Consider the following 22,992-nt stretch of genomic DNA (forward strand, 5'->3'; position numbering starts at 1 on the left):
TAGGCTCAGCCTTCGGCGTCGAGGTCCTTCTCGAGCAGCTCGGCGAGGGCGTTGACCGATTCCTCGGCGCCGTCGCCCTCAGCGCGGAGGGTCACCTCGTCGCCGTGGCCGGCGCCGAGGGTCATGAGCATGAGGATCGAGGAGGCGTCGATGGCGGAGCCGCCGGCCTTCTCAATGGTGACCTTGGCGGGCTGCTCGCCGGCGGCCTTCGAGAAGATCGCTGCCGGGCGCGCATGCAGGCCCGACGCGGACGCGACTTTCACGGTACGTTCTGCCATGGGAGTTCTCCCTCTTTCCTGTGTTGAAGATCAGTGCCCTGATTCTATCGGGCAACGGTCTGGGGACGCTGAGCGCGAACCTCGATTCAGGCGCGGCGGTCCTGCTCCTCCGCCACGATCCGCTCCAGCGACGCGAACAGCGGGTGCCCCGGCTCAACCCCGGTGATCTCCTGGACGAGATCACCGGCTTCCCGGCCGCTGTTCAGCAGATCCTGCAGCTGCTGCACCTCTGCGTCACCCGAATCGGGGGTGAAGCGCAGCGCTGCACGGAATGCGTCCAGCAGGCTGCCGTGGTCGAAGCCGCGCTCCGCGAGCTCCGCCGCCGGGCCGATGATGCGGTCGTGGCGGCTGAGCTTGCGCATCGGGGAGCGGCCGACGCGCTCCGAGGAGTCCTCCAGGTGCGGGTTCGCAAAGCGGTCCAGGATCTTCTCGATGTACGCCTGCTGCGTTTCGATCGCGAAGCCGTGCTTGGCGACCAGCAGCGCCGCGGTCTCGTTCAGCACGGACAGCACGTGGGCGCTGACGGCGCGGTCGGCGATGGCGTCGGAGATGACGCTGTAGCCTTCGCTCCAGCCGTACCACGCGGTGCAGGCATGGCCCGTGTTGACGGTGAACAGCTTGCGCTCGATGTACGGTTCGAGGTCGTCCACCCAGGTGATGCCGGGGATGTCGGGGACGTCGCCGCCGAACGGGCCGCGCTCCACCGCCCATTCGTGGAACACCTCGACCGTGACGTCGAGGCCGGAGCCCTCCGGCTGGTTCGGGACGATGCGGTCCACGGCGGTGTTGGCGAAGAAGGCGCGTTCGTCGAGGTCGTCGCCCGCGTAGTTCTTCCGGACCTCCGTCTCGAGGATGTCGGTGGCGTTGATGGCGTTCTCACAGGCCATGACGGCGACGCGGGGGGAGCCGGCGGGCCGGGCGGCGATGCCGGCGGCGATCGCGGGCGCGACGAACTTCAGGATCGGGGCGCCGACCGCGGTGGTGATGATCTCGGCGCCGGCGATCTCCTCGGTGAGCTTCTCGGGGTCCTTCGCGGAGTTGACGGCGCTGTAGCCGTCGACCGTGAACTCGCCGGAGCCGGTGCCGACGGTGCGGACGGTGTAGCTGGGGTGTTCGTTGAGGGAGTCGATGAGGGCGTCGGCGACGTCGGCGAAGACGACGTGGTACCCGGCCTGGTGCAGCAGCAGCCCCACGAATCCGCGGCCGATGTTGCCCGCTCCGAAGTGGACGGTTCTCTTCATGTCTGCCTCAATCCCGCCCCGTCGCGGGGCGCGTCGTCTCTCGCGCGGCGGCCCTACGGGCGCCACGTCCAGTGTATGGGGGATGGGCGGGCGCCGACTCAGGCTCAGGTCCCGGTCCGCGCCCGCCCATCGGTGCCGGCTGCGCCGACGGCTCAGTCGGTCCCGAAGATCGCGAGGATCTCCTCCTCGGTCTCGGCGGTGCGCAGGCGCTCCACCTGGGCCGGGTCGCTGAACACCATCGCCACGTTCTGCAACAGGGTCAGGTGCTCATCGCCTTGGCCGGCGATCGCGACCGCAAACTCGACCTCCTGGCCGTTCCAGTCGACGGGCTGGTCGTAGCGGATCAGGCTCATCGCGGAGCGGCGGATGGACTTCTTCGCCTCGTTGGTGCCGTGCGGGATCGCCAGGCCGTTGCCCATGAACGTGGACACGGACTTCTCCCGCTCGTGCATGGCGTCGACGTAGTCGGGGTCGACCGCGCCGGCCTCCACCAGCAGGCGGCCCGATTCGGTGATCGCCTCTTCGGCGGTGGTGGCGGTGCCGTGCAGGGTGATGGAGCGCGCCGCCATGATCGGCTCGCCGGCGCTCTCCTCGGTGCTGCCCGCGGCATCGGCGCTCTGGTCGACTTCGCCAACCGCTGTGGATCCGTCGGCCGGGGCGGCCTGCTCCGCGGCGGGCGCGGCAGATGCCTCTGCGGGTGCGGCGGCGGGCGCGTCGGCGGGTGCGGGGCCGACGGGTTCCGGGTCGGCCTCGCCGGCCTCCCGGCGCTTCAGCAGGTCCACGATCTCTTCGTAGCGCGGGGAGTTCATGAAGTTGTCCACCGCCACGTGGATCGCGCCCGCGGTGGGAGCGTAGGCGCGCTGAGCGAGGTCGCGGTGCGTGACCACGAGGTCCCATTCGTCGGTCAGGTTCGAGATGGCGCGGTTGACCACCTCCACGTCCTTGAACCCGGCGGCGCGGACCTTCTTGCGCAGCACCGACGCGCCCATGGCGGAGGAGCCCATGCCGGCGTCGCACGCGAACACGATGCGGCGGATGTCGTCCGGGTGGTCGGCGGCGATCGCACGCAGCTCCTGATCGGACTCGGCGATGCCGCGACCGCCTGCAGCGCCGGCCCCGGCCGCGCCGGCGGCACCGGCGGCAGCGGTGGACCCGTCGGCCCCCGTGAGCGCACCGGCGACCGACGACTTCTTCCCCTTCATCGACTCCATCTTCGCGGTCGCGCCGGCGAGGTCGTCATCGGTGCGGCGCGACAGCTTCAGCAGCAGCGACGCGATCGCGAACGACACCGCGGTCGCCACCAGGATCGACAGCAGGATCTTCACGTGGTCGCCGCGCGCGGACTGCGCCATGATCGCCAGCACCGACCCGGGCGCCGCCGGCGCCACCAGGCCCGTGCCGAGCATGACGTTCACCAGCACACCGGACATGCCGCCGGCGATGACCGCGAGGATCAGCTGCGGGCGCATCAGCACGTACGGGAAGTAGATCTCGTGCACACCGCCGAGGAAGTGGATCACGGCGGCGCCCGGTGCGGAGGCCTTCGCGGCGCGCGCCCCGAAGAACGTGAACGCCAGCAGGATGCCGAGGCCCGGACCGGGGTTCGCCTCCAGCAGGAACAGGATCGACTTGCCGGTCTGCGACGACTCACCGGTGCCCAGCGGCGTCAGCACACCGTGGTTGATGGCGTTGTTGAGGAAGAAGATCTTCGCCGGTTCGATCAGGATCGACACCAGCGGCAGCAGGCCCGCATTGATCAGCCAGGCGACGCCGTCGGACAGCAGCGCCATCAGCCAGTTGACGATCGGGGCGAGGCCGAAGAAGCCCGCGAGGGCCAGCAGGAAGCCGACGATGCCGGCGCTGAACAGGTTCACCAGCATTTCGAAGCCCGCCGGGATCCGCTCCTCCCACAGGCGGTCCAGCTTCTTCATCACCCACGCCGCCAGCGGCGCCATCATCATCGCGCCGATGAACATGTGGATCTGCCCGAGCGGCTCACCGCCCGGGTCGGCGGCGTTGATCTGGTCGATCAGGTAGTCGGAGCCGGTGATGACGCCCATGGTGGCGATGACGGCGACCACGCCGCCGCGCTCGCCGTACACCATGCGGCCGCCGGTGTTCGCGATCATCAGCGGCAGCAGGTAGTGGATCATGGGGCCGATCAGGCCCGCGAGGCCCTCGTGCGGCAGGTATCCGGCCGGCATGAACAGCGCGGTGATGATGCCCCATGCGATCAGAGCCGGCAGGTTCGGCATCACCATGGTGGACAGGCTGGTGCCGATCTTCTGGATCGCCACGCGTGGGGAGAAGGATGGGGACGTGGTCTCGTCAGTGGCAGTCATGACGACTCCGTTTCTGTGGGGGTGCGGCTCAGTCTACGCGCCGGGCGGCCCCTCTCCGGGGGCCGCGGGTCCCGCCGGAGCGGGTCAGCGCTTCGGGAACACGACCCGCCCGTACATGACGTACCGGAACGCCGTGGAGACGATCTGCCCGATGAACGTGCCGGAGATGTTGTCCGCCAGTGCCGAATCCAGCCCCAGCACGTACCGGGAGAAGCCGAGGCACCCCAGCTGCAGACCGGACGCCGCCACGTTGACCAGGGCGAACACCACGATGGAGCGCCAGGTGCGGGGCGCGGGCCGGTCGTTGAACGTCCACAGGCGGTTGCCGAGGTAGGTGAGGACCGAGGCGAACGCGATCGTCACGGTCTTCGCAACGAGCGGCACGTGGTTCAGGACGCCGCGCGATCCCGCGCCGAAGCCGTGCGCGGGATCCCAGAACACGAGGACGTTGTAGAGGGCGGCGTCGATGAAGAACACGAGCCCGCCCACGGTCAGGAACTTCAGCGCCTGCCGCAGTCGGGCAGCGCGGGTGGCCGCGGGCGCGGGCGCGGCGTCGGGGGAGGCCGACGGGTGCGCGCCCGGGTTGGGCGCCGGGGACTGCTGGCCGACGGGGGCGTCGGATCGTGGGGTTCTCGAGGGCACGCAAGGAGGGTAGTCGATGAAGAAGAACCTGCGGACAGCCGCGAGTCGGGCCGCGTAGCCTGGTGGGCACCCGCTGTGAGGAGAGGCATGATCTCGTTCGACAACGTCACCAAGGAGTACCCCGACGGCACTGTCGCCGTCAGGGAGTTCTCCCACCGGATCGACTCCCGCACAGCGTGCGCGTTCGTCGGCACCTCCGGGTCCGGCAAGACCACCCTGCTGCGCATGGTGAACCGCATGGTCGATCCGACCAGCGGGAGCGTCCTCGTGGACGGCGAGGACGTCGCCGCCATGGACCCGGTGAAGCTGCGCCGCCGCATCGGCTACGTCATGCAGGCCTCCGGCCTGCTGCCGCACCGCACCGTGCAGCACAACATCGCCACGGTCCTCCTGCTCAACGGCATGGACCGCCGCCAGGCGCGCTCGCGGGCACTGGAGATGATGGAACTGGTGGGGCTGGATACGTCGCTGGCGGAGCGCTACCCGGCGCAGCTGTCCGGCGGGCAGCAGCAGCGTGTGGGTGTGGCCCGGGCGCTCGCCCCGGACCCGAACATCCTGCTGATGGATGAGCCGTTCGGTGCGGTGGACCCGATCGTGCGGCGCGAACTGCAGCACGAGATGACCCGCATCCAGTCGGAGCTGGCGAAGACGATCATCTTCGTCACCCACGACATCGACGAAGCGATGCTGATCGGCGACTCCGTGGTGCTGCTGCGCACCGGGGGCCAGATCGCGCAGGCGGGACCGCCGGAGGAGCTGCTGACGAACCCGGCGGACGCGTTCACCGCGGACTTCGTGGGCGGCGGCTCCCACGAACGCGAACTGACCGCGAAGACCGTCAACGGCCGCACCCTCCTGTTCGATGCGGACGGCAAACCGGCTGGGGTGCTGCGCGGATGAGCTGGATCAGCGCCAACGCCTCCACGATCATGGAGCGGTTCGTCGACCACCTGGTGCTGTCGCTGCCGCCGATCCTGCTGGCGTTCCTGCTGGCGCTGCCGCTGGCGCGCCTGGCCGTGCGGTTCCGGCCGCTGCGCACCCCGATCACGCTGGGGTCCGCGCTGCTGTACGCGATCCCGTCCCTGCCGCTGTTCATCATCATGCCGCTGATCACCGGCATCGAACTGCGCAGCGCCACCAACGTCATCATCGCCCTCACCCTGTACGGCCTGGCGCTCATGGTGCCGGTGGCGGCCGACGCGTTCACCGCCGTGGACCGGGACGTGCTGCAGTCCGCAACGGCGCAGGGCTTCGCCCCGATGCACCGATTCCTCGCCGTGGAGCTGCCCCTGGCCGGGCCGGCGCTGGTGGCGGGCCTGCGGGTGGTGGCGGTGTCCACGGTGTCGCTGGCGACCGTCGGCGCTGTGCTCGGTGTTCCCAGTCTCGGATCACTGTTCACGCAGGGCTTCGAGCGGAACATCATGCCGTCGATCGTGGCGGGCATCGTGATCACGGCTCTGCTGGCGGTGCTGCTGGACCAGCTGATCGTGCTGATCGGCCGCGTGCTGATGCCGTGGACCCGCGGGGCGGGGGTGCGCGCATGATCACCGAGACCCTCACGTGGCTCACCGACCCGATCAACGTCACGGGACCGACGGGCTGGCTGCAGCTCATCGGGCAGCACCTGATGTACACAATCATCACCCTCGCGATCGCGGCGGCGATCGCCCTGCCGATCGGCCTCTACGTGGGGCACACGGGGCGCCTGAGGTCCGCGGCGGTGCTCGCCACGGGCCTCACCCGCGCGCTGCCCACCCTCGGCCTGCTCACCCTGTTCGCGCTGCTGGCCGGCATCGGCCTGGTGGCGCCGGTGATCGCACTGGTGGTGCTGGCAGTGCCGTCGATCCTCGCCGGCGCCTACTCCGGTCTCGAATCCGTGCCGCGCTCCACGATCGATGGGGCCCGCGCACAGGGGATGACGGAGATGCAGATCCTCACCCAGGTGGAGGTCCCCCTCGGCATCGAACTGATCATCGGCGGTCTGCGCTCCGCGTTCATGCAGGTGCTCGCCACCGCAATGCTCGCCGCGTATGTGGGCAACGGAGGCCTGGGGAAGCTGATCTTCCTCGGCATGAAGACCGAGGACTACCCGGTCATGCTCGCCGGAAGCCTGCTGGTGATCGTGCTGGCGATCCTGTGCGATGTCATCCTCGCGCTGGTCCAGCGCGCCGCCCGACCCAAGGGCATCGCCCGCACCGCCTGACGCCGCCGCTGAACCCGTCGGCTCCTGTCCACCCGCCCGTCACTGTCTCCACCACCCGTCCCCCCTCGAAAGGACCCCTGATCATGGAACCTCGCTTCACCCGCCGCGGCCTCGGCGCCGCCGCCCTCGCAGGAACCGCTGCTGCTGCCCTCGCCGCCTGTGGCGCCGGCAGCGACCCCCTGAAGGACAAGGACTCCTCCGGTGACTCCGGCGGCGGTGATCAGAAGGTCGGCAAGGCTGTGCGCATCGGCAGCCAGGACTACTACTCCAACGAGGTGATCGCCGAACTGTTCGCCCTCGTGATCGAGAAGTCGGGCGGCACCGTGGACCGCCAGTACCGGATCGGTCAGCGCGAGGTGTACATGTCCGAGATCGAGGCGGGGAAGATCGACCTGTTCCCGGAGTACCTCGGCAACACCCTGCAGTACTTCCAGAAGGACGCGACCGCGAAAACGGCGGAGGAGATCCACAAGGCACTCGGTGAGTCCATGCCGAAGGGCTGGGAGGCGCTGGCGTTCGCGGAGGCCGCCGATCAGGACTCCATCAACACGACCGCTGAGTTCGCGAAGGAGCATTCGCTCAAGCAGCTGGGCGACCTCGCCGGCATCAAGGATCTGAAGGTCGCCGCGAACAGTGAGTTCGAGGCGCGCCCGTACGGGCCGAAGGGTCTGAAGAAGGTGTACGGCGTGGACGTGTCCGTGGTGGGCGTGGAGGACTCCGGCGGCCCCCTCACCGTGAAGGCACTGCTGGACGGCGATGTGCAGCTCGCCGACATCTACTCCGCGGACCCGGCGATCAAGAAGAACGGCTTCGTGACGCTGGAGGACCCGAAGAGCCTGATCCTGCCGCAGAACGTGGTGCCGCTGGCGAAGAGCGCCCTGGAGGACGCGCACAAGAAGGCGGTGGAGGGCGTGATCGCGAAGCTCACCACCGATGAGCTGATCGCCCTGAACACGGACAGCGTGGATTCGGGGGCGAAGGCGTCGGTCGTGGCGGAGAAGTGGCTGAAGAAGCAGGGGCTGCTCTGAGCCTCACCTGTTGCTGAGCGGGCCCGTCGGCCGGCGCCGGGGCTGAGTGGCCCAGCCGGGCCGACGGGTGCCGCCCGTCCGACGGGTGCTGCCCGTCAGCGGTCGCTGAGCGCCTGCAGCGCGGCGAGGCTGTGCTGGATGACCTCGGTGGAGCGGTGCAGTTCGAGGTACAGCTCGTACATCTGCGAATAGTGCCGGTGCGCCCCGGGGTTCGGTTCCTCGATGCGGGCCGGCGGGTTCCAGTCCTCGATCCTCGGCGGCGCCACCGGGGCGTGAGGGGAGTCGGCGAGCATCTGCACGGCGAGGAACGCCGCGCCGTAGGACGCGCCGATCGTGGTGGTGGGGATGACCTGGGTGAGGCCGGTGACGTCGGAGACGATCTGGGTCCACAGGCCGCCCTGTGTGCCGCCGCCCGCCGCCACGACCCGCGTCACCTCGATCCCGGCCTCCCGCAGCGCCTCCAGGTTGTGCCGGACCGCGAACGCGGTGGCTTCGAGGACAGCGCGGTACACGTCGCCGCGGGTGTGGGAAACGGTCAGCCCGGCGAGCACGCCGCGCGCCTCCGGGTCCTGGATGGGGGTGCGCTCGCCAGCGAAGTACGGCAGCAGCAGGAGGCCGTGGGCACCGGGCGGTGACGCTTCGGCTTCGGCGATCAGCTGCGCCCAGTCGGCCCGGTCCTCGCCGGTGCTGACGAGGTCGCGCAGCCAGTTCGTGATGGCCCCGGAGGTGGCCATACCGCCCGCGAGGTTCCACGTGTCGCAGAACGCCCCGGCGGTGCCCCACATCGTCTCCGACCGCATCGGACGGTCGGCAGTGGCGATGAGGAAGAACGTGGTGCCGTACATGAGGAAGAGGTCGCCCGGGTGGTGCCCGCCCACGCTGACGGCTTCGGTCCAGGCGTCGATGCTGCCGGCGATCACAGGAGTGCCCTCCCACAGTCCCGGAACCTGCTCGGCTGCTGCTGCCGTGACCTCACCGGCCCTCTCCCCGGCCCACAGCAGGCGCGGTTGCTCGATGCCGGGCGCGACCTGGTCCCAGTGCTCCCTGCTCCACTGCTGCTGATCGGCGCGGTACAGCGGTGTTGCCTGGCTGGCGCTGTGGTGGTCCAGGACGTACGCGCCGGTCAGGCGGTGCGCGAGGAAGGAGGCGGCCATGAACAGTCGGGTGGAGCGTTCGAACACGTCGGGTTCGTTGTCCCGCACCCACTGGATCTTCGGGCCGGCGGCCTGGGTGGAGAGGCGGCTGCCGCCGAGGCGGAGGATCTCGTCGCTGCCGAACCGGTCGTTCAGCGCGGCGATCTGGTCGGTGGAGCGGGTGTCCACGCCGTAGAGGATCGCGGGGCGGGTCGGGGTGCCGTCGGCGTCCGCGAGAACAGTGCAGGGCCCCATGCCGGAGACTCCGACGGCGAGCACGTCATGCGCCTGGGGGTCGATGAGTTCGGCGGCGATGTCCCGCAGCTCCTGCCACCAGGTCTCCGCGTCCATCTCGACATGCCCGGGGGCGGGCCGCTGCACCTCGTGCTCGCGGACGGCCTGGGCGATGATCTCACCGGTCGGGGTGACGAGGACGCCCTTGGTGCTGCTGGTGCCGATGTCGATGCCGAACACCACCGGGGCTGTGGGGGAGGCGGGGGAGCGCGTCATCGGGTCACCTTTCGTCGGGGGGCGGGAAGGAGTGCCGTGGGCCGGTGGGTGCCCAGTCTGGTGCAGGTCGCGGCCGCGCCGCCAGTGCGGTCAGCGGCGGCCGCGACCCCAGTCGATGATGCCGCAGCCGGCGATGCCGATGATCGGCAGCGCCGCCCACCACCAGGCGAGGGCGCCGAGGCCGTGCCCGGTGGTGGTGACCATGCCGACGGATGCCAGCACGGCCAGGCCTGCCACCGTCAGCACTGCTGCCAGGATCGGCTGCCACACCGGTGGTGATGGCCGCTCGTCCGCGGGGACAGTCTCGAACCTGCCCATCACGGCGACGAACAGCAGTGTCACACCGATCAGGGTGAGGCACCAGAGGGGACGGCTCGCCCACCAGGGGCCGCTGAGCGGCTCGGGCAGCAGCACCCGCAGTGCCGGGAAGCGGCCAGCGAGGGCGAGCAGGAGGTGGGCGGTGCCGACCATCGCCGTCAGGTGCCACAGGAACCACGACATGATCCGCATGTTCACCACCACGGCGGCCATCCACAGCCGCGGCCGCGTCATCAGCTGCGCGAGCGGCTTCTCGAGCAGGAGCACGAGCCCCGCCTGCAGCAGGCCGAGGAACGCCATGGTGACGCGGGTGGGGTTGGAGTTGGAGATCGCGTCCCCGCCCGCGGTGATCATCGAGACCGGGTAGGGGCCGAGGCCCACGAGCACCGCGAGACCGGCGGCGCCGATGGCTGCGAGCAGGACCCGTCGGCCCGCACCGGTGAGGTGGCCGTCCAGCCAGGCGAAGCCGATCTGGTGGAACGCCGCCCACACCAGCAGGTAGTTCGCGAAGCCCACCACCGGGACGTGCAGGGCGATGGAGGCGAAGTCGACCGCACCGGCGAGGGCGATGCCGATGAGCACGGACCACCAGCCGATGCGCTCCCACACCACCAGCAGCGGCGGCGCCACCATGATCACCAGCAGGTAGGAGGCGAGGAACCAGGTGGGGATCAGCGCCATCTGCGAGGCGAGGCGCACCGTTTCCGCATCGGCGCCGGCGGCGAGCGCGACCGCGCAGATCACCAGCCACGTGATGAGGACGGGGACGAGGGGGATGCCGAGCCGCCGCAGACGGGCCCGCAGCCAGGAGGCGTAGGTGGTGCCCTTGCGCCGCGCGGAGCGCCACGACAGGGCGTTGGAGTAGCCGCCCACGAGGAAGAAGATCGGCATCACCTGGAACACCCAGGTCAGCGGGTGGGTCCAGCGGGCACCGTCGAGCACCCCGTGGGGCTGGAGACCGCCGTCGGCATCCACCGCGATGATCGTCCAGTGCCCCAGCACCACCACCGTGATCGCGAGGGCGCGCAGCAGGTCCACCACGCGGTTGCGGTTCGCGGGGGTGGCGGCGTCGATCTTCTCGGCGCGGGTCAGGCGCGCGGGTGCGGGCTCGGAGGCGGACGCGGGGGAGGGGGTCGGCGGGGTCATGGATCCACTCTAGGAGCCGAGCGGGGCCGACGGGGCCGACGGGGCCGGATGTGGGCGAGTGCGGGTGGGCAGAAGCGGTCCGTTCCACCCGCCCGCACCCGATGTGCACGCTGCGAGCGCTTGCGCATGCGCCCGAGGAGCGCTCGGGCGCGGGTGCCGCGAGGGTCAGGCGCGCGGCAGCTCCACGAGGGCCTGCACCGGCACGTGGTCCGACGGCCAGCGGCCGTCCTTCGCACGGCTCGTGTTGATGGCGGCCGCGCGCACAGTGATGTCGGGTGTGGCGAGGACCCAGTCGATGCGGGGGCCGCCGTCCACGGGTTCCTTGTAGTTCGGGAAGGTGCCGTAGGCGGGGGTGAGCTGCTGCTGGGCGGTGAGCCAGGTGTCCTCGGTGGGGCCGTCGGTGACGAGGGTGGTGTAGGCACCGGAGTCCTCAGCGTGGGAGTTGAAGTCGCCGGTGACGAGGGTCGGCAGGCCGTCGAGCTGGCCGCCCTGGAACAGGTCGATCATCGCCTGGGCGCTCTTGATGCGCGCCGGTTCGCTCTCGTGGTCGAAGTGCGTGTTGATCATGGCGAACTCCGTGCCGGTGGCGAGATCGCGCAAGCGGGCGTGCACCACAATGCGGGTGACGGTGTTGCCCCAGGTGGCGGAGCCGATCACGGTCGGGGTGTCGGACAGCCAGAACTGGTCCCAGGCGAGCACCTCAAGGCGGGAGGAGTCGTAGAAGATCGCCGAGTACTCGTCCTTGGAGCCGCCCTTGCGGCCGTAGCCGATCATGCGGTGCCGCGGCAGCGCCTCCTCCACGGCGGACAGCTGACCGTACTTCGCCTCCTGCACACCGAGGATGGTTGGCTGTTCGCGCTTCAGCAGTTCGATCAGGGTGGTGCGGCGGTCCGGCCAGTGGTCGGCCTCGCCCGGCTTCGTGTCATTCGCGCGCTCCAGGCGGATGTTGAACGTCATCACATGCAGCTGGTGCTTCTTCGCGCGGCCGATGAGGGCGCGGCCGCGTGCCGGTGCGGGTGCGGCGAGGGCGCCCGTCGTGGCGGCGGCACCGAGGGCGGTGGCGGCAGCGGTGGTGACGCCGACGATCATGGAGCGTCGGGCGAGAGGCTGGGACATGAGGGGACTCCTTCGGAGCTCGGGGGAGGGGCCCATCCACTCTCCAGCACCCGTCGGCCCTATCTGGGGCTGTGTCAGCAGGTGTTCCACCAGTCGTCACCCGCTGGTGGGACGCTCGCAAACTCGTGCCGGATACGCCCACATCGGTATGTGATCAGGGCTGCTGCCACCGATGGAAGGTACGTCTCTTATTGTGTCCATCATGAGGTGGGCGCCACCCCAGGAGTTCCCGGGATGGCGCCCACCTGGCCCCAGCAGGGGCGCGATTGTCAGTATCCGGCGACTCGCGGCGGCATGGAAACCACAGGGCACTTCGCGCTCAGCAGCAACGATTGGCGGAAGCTTGGGTCAGCGGAAACGCGGCGCTGCGGAGGGGAATCGATCACCAGAAGTGCGGCATTGCGCGAGGAGTCCACGAGCACCTGGCGGCGATCGCCTTCGACGACTCGGTACACAACCTTGTGGCCAGCTTCGTCGCCGATGGACTCGACCACATGCTTGATCAGCGCAGCGTTCGTTTCCTCCGCGATTCGCTGCGGCGTTCGCTTCAGGAGACTGCGCGTGCCCATAAAGGCGCTGGATGCAGCCCCGGGGCGGCGATAAGCCCGGACAGCGACAAGAGGAACGTTGAGCCGCTGCGCAAGATCCCACGCCCACGCAACTGCAACGGGGGAGCCGGACCGGTTCGACACGCCGACCACGACAGCTCCGTCGGCGGAATAATCAGACGCGGTCCGGATGTCAAACTCACGTAGGTCAAGCCTGGCAATGCTGCTACTGACGCTCATGGGGTGTCCTTTCGGGTCGAGCTGAGACACAGCACCATTATGACTGGACAAACTGTGCGATGGTAGGAGTTTGGTGAAACTCACCCCTGAGGATGAGGGGTCCTCCTGGGTGCACACAACCTCTTGCGCACGTAATATGTCTAGACAAAGGAGTGAACTCGTGACAGAGTTCAGGTGTGGTTCTTTCCCACGACGTGATTGATGAAGGAGATGCCATGCCTCTGGTCAACATTGATGTGCTGCGCGGTCGCAGCGAAGATCAGCTGAAAACCATCATTCAGGCGGCTCATGACGCCATGGTCGAGGCCTTCGACGTCCCCGACCGTGATCGGTACGTTGTCCTCACTCAGCATGAGCCCTTCGAGCTCAGCATTCAGGACACCGGTCTCGGCATCGAGCGCACGGATGATGTGGTCGTGTTCCGTTACACGAGCCGTCAGCGGTCGCAGGCTGGCAAGGTTCGACTCTATGAGCTGCTGACGGCCAACCTGAAAGAACGCGCGGGTATCGAGCCGAGCGATGTTGTGGTGTCGATCGTGGAGAACGGTGATGCGGACTGGTCCTTCGGGAACGGCGAAGCACAGTTTCTCACCGGCGCACTGGACTGATCTGGCATTTCCGAAGACAAGGGCCTCTCCTGGTACGGGGAGGCCCTTGTGCTGTGTGCAGAAGAGGGAGTCGCCTCAGGCGTCTTCGCAGCCCCACACCGTCTGATCCCAGTCGATGATCGATCCCGTGACGACCCCGCTGCGCTCCGACAGGAGGAACACAACGAAGTCCGCGATCTCATTGGGCTGCCCTAGCTTGCCCATCGGCTGCGATGCATAGGCCTGTTCCCGCCAGGTGTCATCGGCGTCATGGAACCGGCGCTGAATCGCATCCTCACCCGGTGTGTCGGTCCACCCGATATTGATCCCGTTGATGCGAATGCGATCCCAGCGATGGGCGTGGGCCGCGTTCTTCGTGGCCGCTGCGAGCGCCGCCTTGGAGATGGCGTACGGCGCGAGGATGGGTGTCCCACCCTTGGAGCTGGTGGTGATGATCGAGACGATCGAGCCGGAGGCTCCGCGTTCCTTCAGATGCTTGATGGCCTCCTGCATGATGAAGAACGGGGCGCGGACGTTGATGGCCATGTGCCGATCGAACAGGTCCTGGTCTGTATTCAGAACCGATCCGCGAGTCGTGATGCCGGCGGCGTTGACGACATGGTCGAGGGTGCCGAACTCTTCAATAGCGCGACTCACCGATGCGCGGGCGGAGTCGACATTCTCGAGGTCCGTTTCGATGAAGACGGCGCGAGCGCCGAGCTCTTCCAGCTCGCTGACCACGGTGCCTCCGCGCTCGCTGTTGCGGCCGGTGATCGTGATCCTGTCCGCTCCCTGACGCGCCGCGGCCAGGGCGATGGCCCGTCCGACTCCTTGGGTTGCGCCGCTGACGAGGATCGAGTGACCAGAAAGAAGGTGGGAGAACACGGTGGGCCTTTCTCGTGTGCGATGAGTGAAAAGCACCGGCTGCGGAGATGACTCGCAGCCGGTGCACGGTGGGCCGATGAGGCTCGATCTGATCAGGAGGTCAGTGTCAGGACTGTGCCGACGCTGCGACAGCCCCCTTGCCCGGATAGATGGTGCCGTCGATGACGGCTTCCTCCACCTGTTCCAAGGTCCGGCCATGCGTATCAGGCAGGAACTTGGTCATGACCACGACAGCAACGAGGTTGACTGCTGCGAAGCCGATGAACAGCCCTGTGAGACCGAGCCCCGCGAGGAGTGAAGGGAAGGCGAACGACAGGGCGGCGTTCGACAGCCACATGCACAAGACCGAGAATCCCATGCCGAAGGCGCGGACTTTCAGGGGGAAGATCTCTGACAGCCACACCCAGGTGGCAACGTTGAGGAAGGTCTGCATGGAACCCACGAAGATGACGATGAGCGTCAGCATGACGAAGGGGCGGATCGGGTTCTCCGGCGCGATGACGTTGGAGAAGATCGCGATCAAAATGTGGGAAATGGCGACCAAGGTGTAGCCGGTGATGATCGTGATGCGTCGGTTGACCTTGTCCATCATCCACAGAGCGATGACAGCGCCAACGACGGCGATGATGCCAGGCGCGATGTTGCCGATCAGTGCAGCCTGACGCCCGAAGCCGGATTCGGTCAGCAGGATCTGGCCGTAGTACATGACTGAATTGATGCCCGTCAGCTGCTGGAAGACTGCAACGGCGATTCCGATCAGGAGGATCTTGACGAACCAACCCTGCTTGAGGGCGGCGCTAGGAGTCAGCTTGGCGGCCGCGCTTTCTTCATAGCGGAGTGTGCTGGCGATCTCGGCGTGCTCGGCGTCAGCGCGTTCCTTGGAGCGCAGGGTGGCGAGGATGGCGAGTGCCTCATCGTGGCGTCCCTTTGAGAGGAGCCAGCGCGGAGATTCGGGGACTCGAAGCATGCCGATGAAGAGGGCCATCGCCGGAATCGCTGCAACAGCCAGCATGATTCGCCAGACGTGATCGAGGTGGCCGAGCGTGTTGCCCAGGATTGCGTTCACGACAAATGCTGCGAGCTGACCCGTCACGATCATGAATTCGTTGCGGCCGGCGAGAGCACCGCGGATCTCATAGGGGGCGAGTTCTGCAAGGAAGACGGGGACGACCGTGGATGCGCCGCCCACGCCGAGACCCAGCATGATGCGGCCGATCAGCAGAATGGTGAGGCCTGGCGTGATGGCGCAGAGAACGGCACCGATGAAGAAGAGGACGGACAGCCCGATGATGGTGGGGCGTCGGCCGATGGCATCCGAAATGCGTCCGCCGAGGATCGCTCCGGCTGCGGCGCCGAAGAGGAGCGACGATGTCACAGCGCCTTCGGTGAAGGGAGTCAGGCCGAGCTCCTCGGTCATCGGCAACAGCGCGCCGTTGATGACACCCGTGTCGTAGCCGAAGAGAAGGCCGCCCAAAGTGGCGATGATGGCTACCTGACCCAGACGGCGGGAGTGTGGGCCTGGGGTCAGCGGTGGGAGCTTATGCGCCGGCTCTGCTGTCGTGCTTGACATGCTGGCTCCTTTGTCAGTACCTAGCAAGCGATTGTGTGAACATAGTCTGTCATTGATGGCGACTGTGTCAAGGGTCTCGGTGGAGATCGGTCACACCGCTTGTGGGAGGGGATGAGTTCTGGGTGAGGGAGGCGGTGGAACCGGGACCTTCATCCCCGGCCGCGATCAGTCGCGGAGCGGGGAACGCCGGTCGTGGCCCGGATGCGGAGTGTTGTTGGCGTAGCGTTCGCCGCGAAGCTTTGTGATCGCCGCTCAGAGTCGCGATGGCGCACTCAACCGGCGTGACAGCAAGCTGGGTGGCGAATGCCGTGCTTGATGGGCGCTGCCGCAACAGAACACGGAGTGGCAGGCAATGACCTGCCACTCCGTGGATTGAGCTGTTCCGGTCTCACCTCAGTGTGATGGCCACGCCCTGATCCTTGATGTACTGCAGAGTTGCTGCAGCGATCGGCTTCGGGATGTCGAGCGACGGGAGCGGGAACAGGTCCTGCTCCACGATCGCGAAGATGTCCGGGGTGGTCTTCGCCGCTTCGGCGACGATCGGACCGAACTCGGGGATGCCCTCACCGGCGTTGCACATGATCCCGTCGGCGACGGCCTGCTCGAAGGAGATGTCGTTCTTCAGCACATCGGCGAGCAGGTTCGGTTCCACCTGTTTGATGTGGAGGTAGCCGATGCGCTCAGGATGGGCCTGGATCAGGGAGAGGCTGTCGCCGAGGTAATAGGCGAAGTGCCCCGTGTCCAGGCACAGGTTGGTGAAGCGCGGATCGGTGTTCTCCAGCAGACGGGTCACCTCACCCCACGAGCCGATCTGTGATTCCGCATGGGAATGGAAGACCTGCTTGACTCCGTATTCCTCGAGGAGGCGCCGTCCCAGTTCGTCGTGGTTCTTCGTGAAGCGAGCCCAGCCGTCAGCGGAGAAGGCGCGCTCCCCCTGGACGTGGCCCTTGTCGTCGCGCTGCCACATCTCGGGCAGTACGATGAGGTGCTCAGCGCCGACTTCGCGGATTGCCGATGCGATCTCGGAGACCTCGTCCCAGCATTCGGCAACGGCGTCCTCGGAGCGGTGGAGTGCGGTGAAGACCGTTCCCCCGGAGCAGAGGAGGTTGTGCGCGTCGAAGTCGTCCTTCAGCTTCTTGGGGTCTGTGCCGAGGAACCCCCACGGTCCGATTTCAGTCCAGCGGTAGCCCACTTCCTGAACCTCGCGCAGGTACTGCTCGGCGCTGGGCTGAGAGGGGTGGTCCGCGTGCCAGACACCCCATGAGTCAGGGGCGATGCCGATTCGAGGTGCGGTGTATTCTGTCATGATGCTCCTTGGCGGTTGTCATGGGAACGGGCGGCTCTGCCCGGTGGTGTTCGATTCGGCAGGCCGACGGATGCCGGCAGACAGGCCCTCGTGCGTCGTGGTGGGGTCAGATTGAACGGACGAACGCGGTCGAGTCCTGGACGTCGCGGACTGCCTGTTCGATCTGGCTGTCGTCGAGGATGCGATAGTCCTGCTCCATGACGTACCAGCCGTCGTATCCCGCTTCGCGCAGGGTGCGGATGATGGCCCCGATCTGGGCGTCGCCCGTGCCGAGGGGGCGGTACATGCCGTCGGCCACGGCGTCGGAGTAGGCGATGTCCCCGTTCAGGACCTTCGTCGCCTGAGCGGAGTCGACGTCCTTCAGATGCACGTGGCCCACGCGGTCGGCGTGTTCGCCGACGAACGCGAGCGGGTCGTTGCCGCCGGCCAACATGTGCCCGGTGTCCAGGCAGAGTTCGATCTCGGTGTCGTTGATCAGGCGCTCAACGGCGACAGGGGATTCGCACAGTGTGCCCACGTGCTGGTGGACCACGGCGCGCACACCGTAGGAGGCCGCGAGCTCGTGCGCTTCATTCAGGCGGCGGGCGGTCAGCGCCCATTCCTCGTCGGTGAGTTCGCGTTTGTCGTCGTACGACGATGTCCCGTTGTCCAGCGAGAGGACGAGGATCTCGGCTCCGGCGGCTCGGTAGGCTTCGAGCTCCTCCCTCAGGGCGGGGAGGGGATCGTGGTCGTCACGATGCATCACTGCGGGGTAGAAGCCGCCGATGGCGGTCATGCCGCGCTCCGAGAGGAACTCGGCCCGTTCGATGGCGTCCTCCGGGAGGAAGCCGGCAGGTCCGAATTCGGTGTGGGTGATCCCGAGATCTTTCATGTCGGTGAGGACGCGTTCGGGGTCCAGCTGCTTCCCCCAGCCGGGTGTTTCGCAGACGCCCCACGAAATCGGGGCTGCAGCCAGCTTGAGTTCGTTGGTCATGGTGTCCCTTTCCAGGCGGCTCGGCTTCATCGCGGACCGGATCTCGGCACGTCACCTCAACCGATCCATGTCACCACATTCTATCGACAACAGCGACTCATGTCAGGACAAAAGACCTGGTGTGGGCCGCTGGTTCCACGATCCGTCAGTCGAGCTGCGCAGCCGCAGCCAACAGGGTCTGAGCGGATATGCTCAGCCCTTCGAGCCGGCCGAACTGAGCATCCTCATGCTCGATGTTCACTGCCATGGTCGGGTCGACTTCGCGCAGGGCTCGGAGCACATCCACCCAGTAGTCGACGTCGTGCCCCTGGCCGACTGCCACGAAGCGCCAGGCGTAGTCCTCGGGCCATGCATTGCACCATGTGCCGAACCCGGTGGGGGTGCGGCCCTCGGCGTCGGCGGGCACCCGGGTGAAGTCAACGTCCAGCACGCCGTTGAGCTTCAGGCCCCGGTCTCCCATGGTGATGTCCTTCGCGGCGGCATGCACAACATGGGAGCCGAGGGTGCGGATGACTTCGACGACGTCCATGCCCTGCCACATCAGGTGGGAGGTGTCCATTTCCACGCCGATGTTCGTGGCGCCCGTCAGTTCGATCAGCTTGAGGAAGGTTGAGGTGTTGAACACCAGGTTCTGCGGATGCAGTTCGATCGCGATCGTCACGCCCCACTTCTGGGTGAGGGCATCGATCTCCTTCCAAAAGGGGACCGCCACTGACCACTGGTAGTCCAGCACGTCGAAGTCGATGCCGTTCCAGGCATTCACCACCCACGCGGGATACTTCGCAGTCGGGTCGGTACCGGGGAGGCCGCTCATGGCGACGACTCGGTTCACCCCCCAGTCGACCGGCTAGTTCGACTGCTCGGCGCAGATCATCGGCGTGCTTCGGGCCCACCTGCGGCATGGGGGACAGGGGATTGCCGTTGACGTTGAGTCCGGTGAGCTCGATGCCGTAGGACGCAATGAGGTCGAGGTACTCGGTGCGCGCCTGCTGGGATGCGAGCAGCAGGTCGACATGACAGTGCGGTGACGGGATGAAGCCGCCGGCATTGACCTCAATGGAGGTCAGGCCGAGATCGCGAAGATTCGTCAGAGCATCGGCGAGCGGTCGGTCATGCAGGCAGGCGGTGTAGGCGCCGTACTTCATGGTGGAGTCCTTTCCGTGAGCGTGGGTGGGGGAGGGTCGACGGGGCCTGAGGTGGATAGCTCAGGCGTGTCTCGGCGGGGTGGTTCGCAGAAATCAGTTCTGCTCAACCTCGACGGTCGTTCCGCCTGCGGCTGCAGACCGCGCGACGGCATCGAGGACGAGCATGGTGTGCACGCCGTCGGCGAAGGTCGGGCACGTCGGCAGAGCGTTCGGGAAGGGCTCTCCGGTTCGCTGAGCGACGATCTGCTCAAGGAACGCCCGGTTCTGGAAGATGAACTGATCAACCTGGCTGAAGCCGACTCCCTCGAAGTCCATGGCGGAGCCCGCTGTCACGTACCGGTGCTTCGGGCCGACCAGGATGTTCCTCGGCCCGTTGGTGCCGTATTCGGGCTGGGGGTCATGCATCCAGAATGCGGCGGGCTGCGCCATGTCGAAGCCTGCGCGCCCGCTGGGTCCGGCCACGGAGATCTTCAGACCATTGGCCAGGCCGAACGCAACACGGGACGTGGAGATCATGCCGCGTGCGCCCGAGGCGAAGTCGGCGGTGAAGACAGCGGTGTCCTCGTTCTCCACCGGCTCCTTCGGAGCGTCATCGCTGCCGGTGACGCCACGGCCACCGGCGACATTGGCAGTCGCAACCGGGCGCTCAGTGACGGTGTTGGCGAACGATGCGCCTCCCACCCGGATGATCCTGCCGGCGATCTGCTCCAGGGTGTCCAGCAGGTGCACGCCGAGGTCACCCAGGGCGCCGGAGCCCTGAGGCCCCTGGTAGCGCCACGACATCGGTACGAGAGGGTCGGCCCCGTAGTCGCAGAGGTATTCGGCGGTGATCTGAGCAACCTTCCCGATGCGGCCGTGCTGAACGGTGTCGATCAGAGCGGCGATTCCGGGGTTGCGGCGGTAGCAGTAGCCCACGGCGGTGACGAGGTCGGTGGTCTTCTCCAGCTCGGCCATCGCACGCGCATCGGCGATCGTGTCGGAGAGCGGCTTTTCGCAGAGGACGTGCTTGCCGGCGGCCAGCGCAGCCTCGGCGATCGGGCGGTGCAGGGCATTGCCGACCACGATCGAGACCGCGTCGATCTCCGGGTCATCGATGACCTGACGCCAATCGGCAGTGGCGTTCTCGTATCCGTAGCGCTTCGCCGCATCCTCAGCGGCTGGGAGGTGGATATCGGCAATGGTGTGCAGGCGGATCGGGGGGAGGTCGAGACCGAACACCGTCGAGGCCTGGCAATAGGCGTTGGCGTGCGTTCGGCCGGCCATCCCGGCTCCGATGACGGCCACCGAGATGGGCTGCTGTCCTGAGGTGGTCTGCTTGGTGTTCATGGGACCTCGTCTCGTCGGGGCACGGCGGCGTGCCGTGGTGGTGACATGATCGCGGCAATTTTTAGCGCGCGCTAAACATGTGCTTTCAGCATAGAGGTGAAGGTTTGTCTAGGCAATAGGGCGGCAATATCCGGATGCGCGCCACGTCAGAAGAGGTCAGGTTCGGCCGGTTCGCAGACTCGGTGCGACTGTTCGGTGCTGCGCCGGGCGTCCCAGGCTGAGGCCGTCGATCGCCTCTATCGCACCCGTGGCGAGGACATCGCTGCGCTGATCGATGCTGGTCAGAGCGATGGACGGGAATGCGGTGAGCGGAGTTGCGTCGTACCCGACCAGTCCGCGGAGCGCGTCGGCCGCTGGGGTGGTGAGCACAGCGAGGGCCAACTGGTCGTTGTGGACGGCTGCTCCGTCCACGCCCGACCGCACGAGTGCTGCCATGCGCTCGGCCAGCTCTTCGGGGTCGGCGGCGATCGGTACGTCCTGCCGGCGCACCGGGACCCGGGCCCGCCGGGCGGTCGAGGTGAACCCGTCGGCTCGGTGGACTGCGACCTCTTCGGCGTCAGGGCTGAGCGGCGCCAGGTAGGCGAGTGAGGACGCACCCCGGGAAATGAGGTGCTCTGCAGCAAGTGCTCCGCCTCTGACCGGGTCGGACTGCACCGAGCTGACGCGGTCGGACTGAAGATGCCGACCGATGACACACACTGGAGCGGTGCTGCCGAGGGACTCGAGCTCCTCGTGGGGGAGACGTGGGCTGATGAGGATCAGTGCATCGGCTCGGCCCGAGAGCATCTCGCGGGCACGCTCAGCCTCGTCCTCACGAGGAGATCTGGCGTTCGTAGCCCCGGCTGTGCCCGCGGAGAACACCACATGCAACCCCGCCCCCTCAGCTGCGGTCTGCAGCGAGGTGATCATCATGCCGAACCAGGGGTTGACCAGATTGGGGACGAGCACACCTATCGTCTGGGTGCGTTTGCCGGCGAGGTGGGCCGCGGCACCGTGCGGGCGATAGCCGAGGCGGTCGATCGCCTCCTGCACCGCGGCGCGCTTATCCGGCCGCACATGAGGCTCGCCTCTGACCACCAGTGAGACCAGCGCCCGGGAGACACCGGCCTCGCGGGCGACGTCGGACTGGGTCGGGCGGATCGGTGCGGTCATATTGCCGATTCTATGGGTGAGGAGCCCGAAGAGACGGCGCGCCCCCGTCGGCTGACAGAGCCGGGGCTCTGGACCGCTCGGGGGCGCTTGGAGACGGACGCCGAACAACAGCTTCCGTGCTCAACCGCGTCAGTCGACCACGGGCACGTCTTCCCAACGACCCGACGCTGCGGAGCGGACCATAGCCTCAACCACCGTTGCAGCGCGGAAACCGTCGCGAGCTGAGGGGGCTTCTGTGGTGCCGAGCACCGCATCGGACAGGAACTGCTTTGCCTCGATCGTCTTGAGGTCATCGAAGCTCATCGGGATGCCGGGGCCCGGCTGGAAGCGCTCGTAGTCGCCGTGCCCGCCAGATGCCAGGACCGTCGTGTAGCCGTGCTCGAGTCCGCCATCGCCGATCTGGACTTCGAACTCGTTCATGCGGAAGAAGCTCCACCGGGCCGAGCCTTCGGTGCCGAAGACTTCGATGGCGTAATCGGACCGGTCGCCGCGGGCTACGCGAGAGGACTCCAGAGTGGCCACGGCGCCGCCGTCGAGACGTGCGAGGGCGGCGACGTAGTCCTGGTTCTCCACCGCACCGACCTCGTCGCCGATCTCGTACCCTCCGTGGCCCACACCCATCTTCGTCGGGATGGGGCGTTCAGGAATGAAGATCTCAGTCATGGCTGTGACCGAGGAGAATTGCTGACCGGTCACGTACGACACCAGATCAATCCCGTGAGAGAGCAGATCGCCAAGCACGCCCGCGCCGGCTCGCTCGGTCGAGTACCGCCAGGTCAGGGGGCCGTCCTCCGAGGAGGCGTAGTCGGCGATGAGCCAGTTGCGGACGTTGGTGATGCGTCCGAGGCGGCCAGAGGCGACCAGAGCCTTCAGATGCTCCACTGCGGGGGCGTGCCGATAGTTGAAGCCCACCGCAGTGGCGATGCCCGCCTCGCTCGCCGCGCGGTAGATCTCTACGGACTCCTCGTCGCTGACACCCATCGGTTTCTCAATCCAGAACGGCTTGCCGGCGGCTGCTGCTTTGAGGGCGAAGTCGCGATGCAGGAAATTCGGGGAGCAGATCGAGACGACCTCGACGTCCGGATCGGCGAGGACCTCGTCGATCGAACTCACGGCTTTTTCGAATCCGTACTGTTCCACCGCGGCCTGCTGATTTTCGATTAGCGGGTCAGCAGCGACGACGAGCCTGGGCTTGATCGCCAGCTCGGGGAAGCGAGTCGCCAGGCGTTGGTAGGAGCTGGTGTGCAGGCGCCCCATCCATCCGAGGCTGACCACTCCGATGCCGACTTCACGTGCCATTCGG

20 protein-coding genes and 1 pseudogene are annotated in these 22,992 nt (G+C 67.3%); 5 read left to right on the plus strand and 16 right to left on the minus strand.

What is annotated here, in order from left to right:
• Nucleotides 1-5: 5 nt before the first annotated feature.
• The 4 genes from FHX50_RS09095 to FHX50_RS09110 form a co-directional block, all read right to left on the minus strand.
• Nucleotides 6-278, minus strand: a complete 273-nt coding sequence (locus FHX50_RS09095) for an HPr family phosphocarrier protein (RefSeq protein ID WP_183376807.1) — start codon at nucleotides 276-278, stop codon at nucleotides 6-8.
• 86 nt (nucleotides 279-364) lie between these two features.
• On the minus strand, nucleotides 365-1,519 hold the full coding sequence (locus FHX50_RS09100; RefSeq protein ID WP_183376808.1) for a mannitol-1-phosphate 5-dehydrogenase: 1,155 nt from the start codon (nucleotides 1,517-1,519) through the stop codon (nucleotides 365-367).
• A 152-nt stretch (nucleotides 1,520-1,671) separates the two neighbouring features.
• Nucleotides 1,672-3,861 carry a PTS sugar transporter subunit IIA gene (locus FHX50_RS09105; RefSeq protein WP_183376809.1) on the minus strand — a complete coding sequence of 730 codons (2,190 nt, stop codon included), beginning with the start codon at nucleotides 3,859-3,861 and terminating at the stop codon, nucleotides 1,672-1,674.
• Nucleotides 3,862-3,945: 84 nt separating this feature from the next.
• Nucleotides 3,946-4,503 (minus strand): GtrA family protein, encoded by a 558-nt coding sequence (locus FHX50_RS09110; protein ID WP_343064083.1) that lies wholly within the window; start codon nucleotides 4,501-4,503, stop codon nucleotides 3,946-3,948.
• Between the two features lie 87 nt (nucleotides 4,504-4,590).
• Between FHX50_RS09110 and FHX50_RS09115 the strand changes: the two genes are divergently transcribed.
• The 4 genes from FHX50_RS09115 to FHX50_RS09130 all read left to right on the plus strand — a co-directional run bounded on the left by FHX50_RS09115 (nucleotide 4,591) and on the right by FHX50_RS09130 (nucleotide 7,734).
• Complete coding sequence (locus FHX50_RS09115; protein ID WP_183376810.1) at nucleotides 4,591-5,403, plus strand: ABC transporter ATP-binding protein; 813 nt, start codon at nucleotides 4,591-4,593, stop codon at nucleotides 5,401-5,403.
• Nucleotides 5,400-6,047, plus strand: a complete 648-nt coding sequence (locus FHX50_RS09120; protein WP_183376811.1) for an ABC transporter permease — start codon at nucleotides 5,400-5,402, stop codon at nucleotides 6,045-6,047. The genes FHX50_RS09115 and FHX50_RS09120 overlap by 4 nt, the downstream gene beginning before the upstream one ends.
• Entirely contained in the window at nucleotides 6,044-6,706 is a 663-nt protein-coding gene (locus tag FHX50_RS09125) for an ABC transporter permease (protein WP_183376813.1), read from the plus strand. Before FHX50_RS09120 ends, FHX50_RS09125 begins: the two co-directional genes overlap by 4 nt.
• An 83-nt stretch (nucleotides 6,707-6,789) precedes the next feature.
• A complete protein-coding gene (locus tag FHX50_RS09130) occupies nucleotides 6,790-7,734 on the plus strand; it encodes an ABC transporter substrate-binding protein (RefSeq protein WP_183376815.1) in 945 nt (314 codons plus the stop codon).
• 95 nt (nucleotides 7,735-7,829) lie between these two features.
• Here FHX50_RS09130 and FHX50_RS09135 read toward each other — a convergent pair whose 3' ends face one another.
• From FHX50_RS09135 to FHX50_RS09150, 4 genes are all read right to left on the minus strand, one after another.
• Nucleotides 7,830-9,377, minus strand: a complete 1,548-nt coding sequence (locus FHX50_RS09135; RefSeq protein ID WP_183376817.1) for an FGGY-family carbohydrate kinase — start codon at nucleotides 9,375-9,377, stop codon at nucleotides 7,830-7,832.
• Nucleotides 9,378-9,467: 90 nt separating this feature from the next.
• Nucleotides 9,468-10,841: an acyltransferase family protein gene (locus FHX50_RS09140; RefSeq protein WP_183376819.1), complete on the minus strand. Its 1,374-nt coding sequence runs from the start codon at nucleotides 10,839-10,841 to the stop codon at nucleotides 9,468-9,470.
• 165 nt (nucleotides 10,842-11,006) lie between these two features.
• Nucleotides 11,007-11,957 (minus strand): endonuclease/exonuclease/phosphatase family protein, encoded by a 951-nt coding sequence (locus tag FHX50_RS09145; protein ID WP_183376821.1) that lies wholly within the window; start codon nucleotides 11,955-11,957, stop codon nucleotides 11,007-11,009.
• A 269-nt stretch (nucleotides 11,958-12,226) separates the two neighbouring features.
• Complete coding sequence (locus FHX50_RS09150) at nucleotides 12,227-12,745, minus strand: universal stress protein (RefSeq protein WP_183376823.1); 519 nt, start codon at nucleotides 12,743-12,745, stop codon at nucleotides 12,227-12,229.
• A gap of 176 nt (nucleotides 12,746-12,921) precedes the next feature.
• On the opposite strand from FHX50_RS09150, the gene FHX50_RS09155 reads away from it, so the two are divergent.
• Nucleotides 12,922-13,353 carry a tautomerase family protein gene (locus FHX50_RS09155; RefSeq protein ID WP_221187314.1) on the plus strand — a complete coding sequence of 144 codons (432 nt, stop codon included), beginning with the start codon at nucleotides 12,922-12,924 and terminating at the stop codon, nucleotides 13,351-13,353.
• Between the two features lie 75 nt (nucleotides 13,354-13,428).
• Here FHX50_RS09155 and FHX50_RS09160 read toward each other — a convergent pair whose 3' ends face one another.
• The 8 genes and pseudogenes from FHX50_RS09160 to FHX50_RS09195 form a co-directional block, all read right to left on the minus strand.
• Nucleotides 13,429-14,217 carry an SDR family oxidoreductase gene (locus tag FHX50_RS09160; RefSeq protein ID WP_259923667.1) on the minus strand — a complete coding sequence of 263 codons (789 nt, stop codon included), beginning with the start codon at nucleotides 14,215-14,217 and terminating at the stop codon, nucleotides 13,429-13,431.
• A 106-nt stretch (nucleotides 14,218-14,323) separates the two neighbouring features.
• Nucleotides 14,324-15,787 carry a sugar porter family MFS transporter gene (locus FHX50_RS09165; RefSeq protein WP_183376928.1) on the minus strand — a complete coding sequence of 488 codons (1,464 nt, stop codon included), beginning with the start codon at nucleotides 15,785-15,787 and terminating at the stop codon, nucleotides 14,324-14,326.
• Nucleotides 15,788-16,175: 388 nt separating this feature from the next.
• Nucleotides 16,176-17,093, minus strand: coding sequence for a sugar phosphate isomerase/epimerase family protein (locus tag FHX50_RS09170; protein WP_183376827.1), 918 nt, complete (start codon nucleotides 17,091-17,093; stop codon nucleotides 16,176-16,178).
• A 106-nt stretch (nucleotides 17,094-17,199) separates the two neighbouring features.
• The gene (locus FHX50_RS09175; RefSeq protein WP_221187315.1) at nucleotides 17,200-18,066 is read right to left on the minus strand and encodes a TIM barrel protein; all 867 of its coding nucleotides are present in this window, start codon (nucleotides 18,064-18,066) and stop codon (nucleotides 17,200-17,202) included.
• Nucleotides 18,067-18,211: 145 nt separating this feature from the next.
• Nucleotides 18,212-19,211, minus strand: a pseudogene (locus FHX50_RS09180) (sugar phosphate isomerase/epimerase family protein).
• A gap of 93 nt (nucleotides 19,212-19,304) precedes the next feature.
• Nucleotides 19,305-20,537 (minus strand): Gfo/Idh/MocA family protein, encoded by a 1,233-nt coding sequence (locus FHX50_RS09185; protein WP_183376831.1) that lies wholly within the window; start codon nucleotides 20,535-20,537, stop codon nucleotides 19,305-19,307.
• 156 nt (nucleotides 20,538-20,693) lie between these two features.
• Complete coding sequence (locus FHX50_RS09190; RefSeq protein ID WP_183376833.1) at nucleotides 20,694-21,689, minus strand: LacI family DNA-binding transcriptional regulator; 996 nt, start codon at nucleotides 21,687-21,689, stop codon at nucleotides 20,694-20,696.
• 129 nt (nucleotides 21,690-21,818) lie between these two features.
• Complete coding sequence (locus FHX50_RS09195) at nucleotides 21,819-22,988, minus strand: Gfo/Idh/MocA family protein (protein ID WP_183376835.1); 1,170 nt, start codon at nucleotides 22,986-22,988, stop codon at nucleotides 21,819-21,821.
• Between the last annotated feature and the right edge of the window lie 4 nt (nucleotides 22,989-22,992).

Source organism: Helcobacillus massiliensis (genome assembly GCF_014191425.1).
GTDB lineage: Bacteria > Actinomycetota > Actinomycetes > Actinomycetales > Dermabacteraceae > Helcobacillus > Helcobacillus massiliensis.

What these genes read in the sequence shown, in the direction of transcription:
- FHX50_RS09095 (WP_183376807.1), bottom strand. Translation starts at nt 278, where the DNA reads ATGGCAGAACGTACCGTGAAAGTCGCGTCCGCGTCGGGCCTGCATGCG.
- FHX50_RS09100 (WP_183376808.1), bottom strand. Translation starts at nt 1,519, where the DNA reads ATGAAGAGAACCGTCCACTTCGGAGCGGGCAACATCGGCCGCGGATTC.
- FHX50_RS09105 (WP_183376809.1), bottom strand. Translation starts at nt 3,861, where the DNA reads ATGACTGCCACTGACGAGACCACGTCCCCATCCTTCTCCCCACGCGTG.
- FHX50_RS09115 (WP_183376810.1), top strand. Translation starts at nt 4,591, where the DNA reads ATGATCTCGTTCGACAACGTCACCAAGGAGTACCCCGACGGCACTGTC.
- FHX50_RS09120 (WP_183376811.1), top strand. Translation starts at nt 5,400, where the DNA reads ATGAGCTGGATCAGCGCCAACGCCTCCACGATCATGGAGCGGTTCGTC.
- FHX50_RS09125 (WP_183376813.1), top strand. Translation starts at nt 6,044, where the DNA reads ATGATCACCGAGACCCTCACGTGGCTCACCGACCCGATCAACGTCACG.
- FHX50_RS09130 (WP_183376815.1), top strand. Translation starts at nt 6,790, where the DNA reads ATGGAACCTCGCTTCACCCGCCGCGGCCTCGGCGCCGCCGCCCTCGCA.
- FHX50_RS09135 (WP_183376817.1), bottom strand. Translation starts at nt 9,377, where the DNA reads ATGACGCGCTCCCCCGCCTCCCCCACAGCCCCGGTGGTGTTCGGCATC.
- FHX50_RS09140 (WP_183376819.1), bottom strand. Translation starts at nt 10,841, where the DNA reads ATGACCCCGCCGACCCCCTCCCCCGCGTCCGCCTCCGAGCCCGCACCC.
- FHX50_RS09145 (WP_183376821.1), bottom strand. Translation starts at nt 11,957, where the DNA reads ATGTCCCAGCCTCTCGCCCGACGCTCCATGATCGTCGGCGTCACCACC.
- FHX50_RS09150 (WP_183376823.1), bottom strand. Translation starts at nt 12,745, where the DNA reads ATGAGCGTCAGTAGCAGCATTGCCAGGCTTGACCTACGTGAGTTTGAC.
- FHX50_RS09165 (WP_183376928.1), bottom strand. Translation starts at nt 15,787, where the DNA reads ATGTCAAGCACGACAGCAGAGCCGGCGCATAAGCTCCCACCGCTGACC.
- FHX50_RS09170 (WP_183376827.1), bottom strand. Translation starts at nt 17,093, where the DNA reads ATGACAGAATACACCGCACCTCGAATCGGCATCGCCCCTGACTCATGG.
- FHX50_RS09175 (WP_221187315.1), bottom strand. Translation starts at nt 18,066, where the DNA reads ATGACCAACGAACTCAAGCTGGCTGCAGCCCCGATTTCGTGGGGCGTC.
- FHX50_RS09185 (WP_183376831.1), bottom strand. Translation starts at nt 20,537, where the DNA reads ATGAACACCAAGCAGACCACCTCAGGACAGCAGCCCATCTCGGTGGCC.
- FHX50_RS09190 (WP_183376833.1), bottom strand. Translation starts at nt 21,689, where the DNA reads ATGACCGCACCGATCCGCCCGACCCAGTCCGACGTCGCCCGCGAGGCC.
- FHX50_RS09195 (WP_183376835.1), bottom strand. Translation starts at nt 22,988, where the DNA reads ATGGCACGTGAAGTCGGCATCGGAGTGGTCAGCCTCGGATGGATGGGG.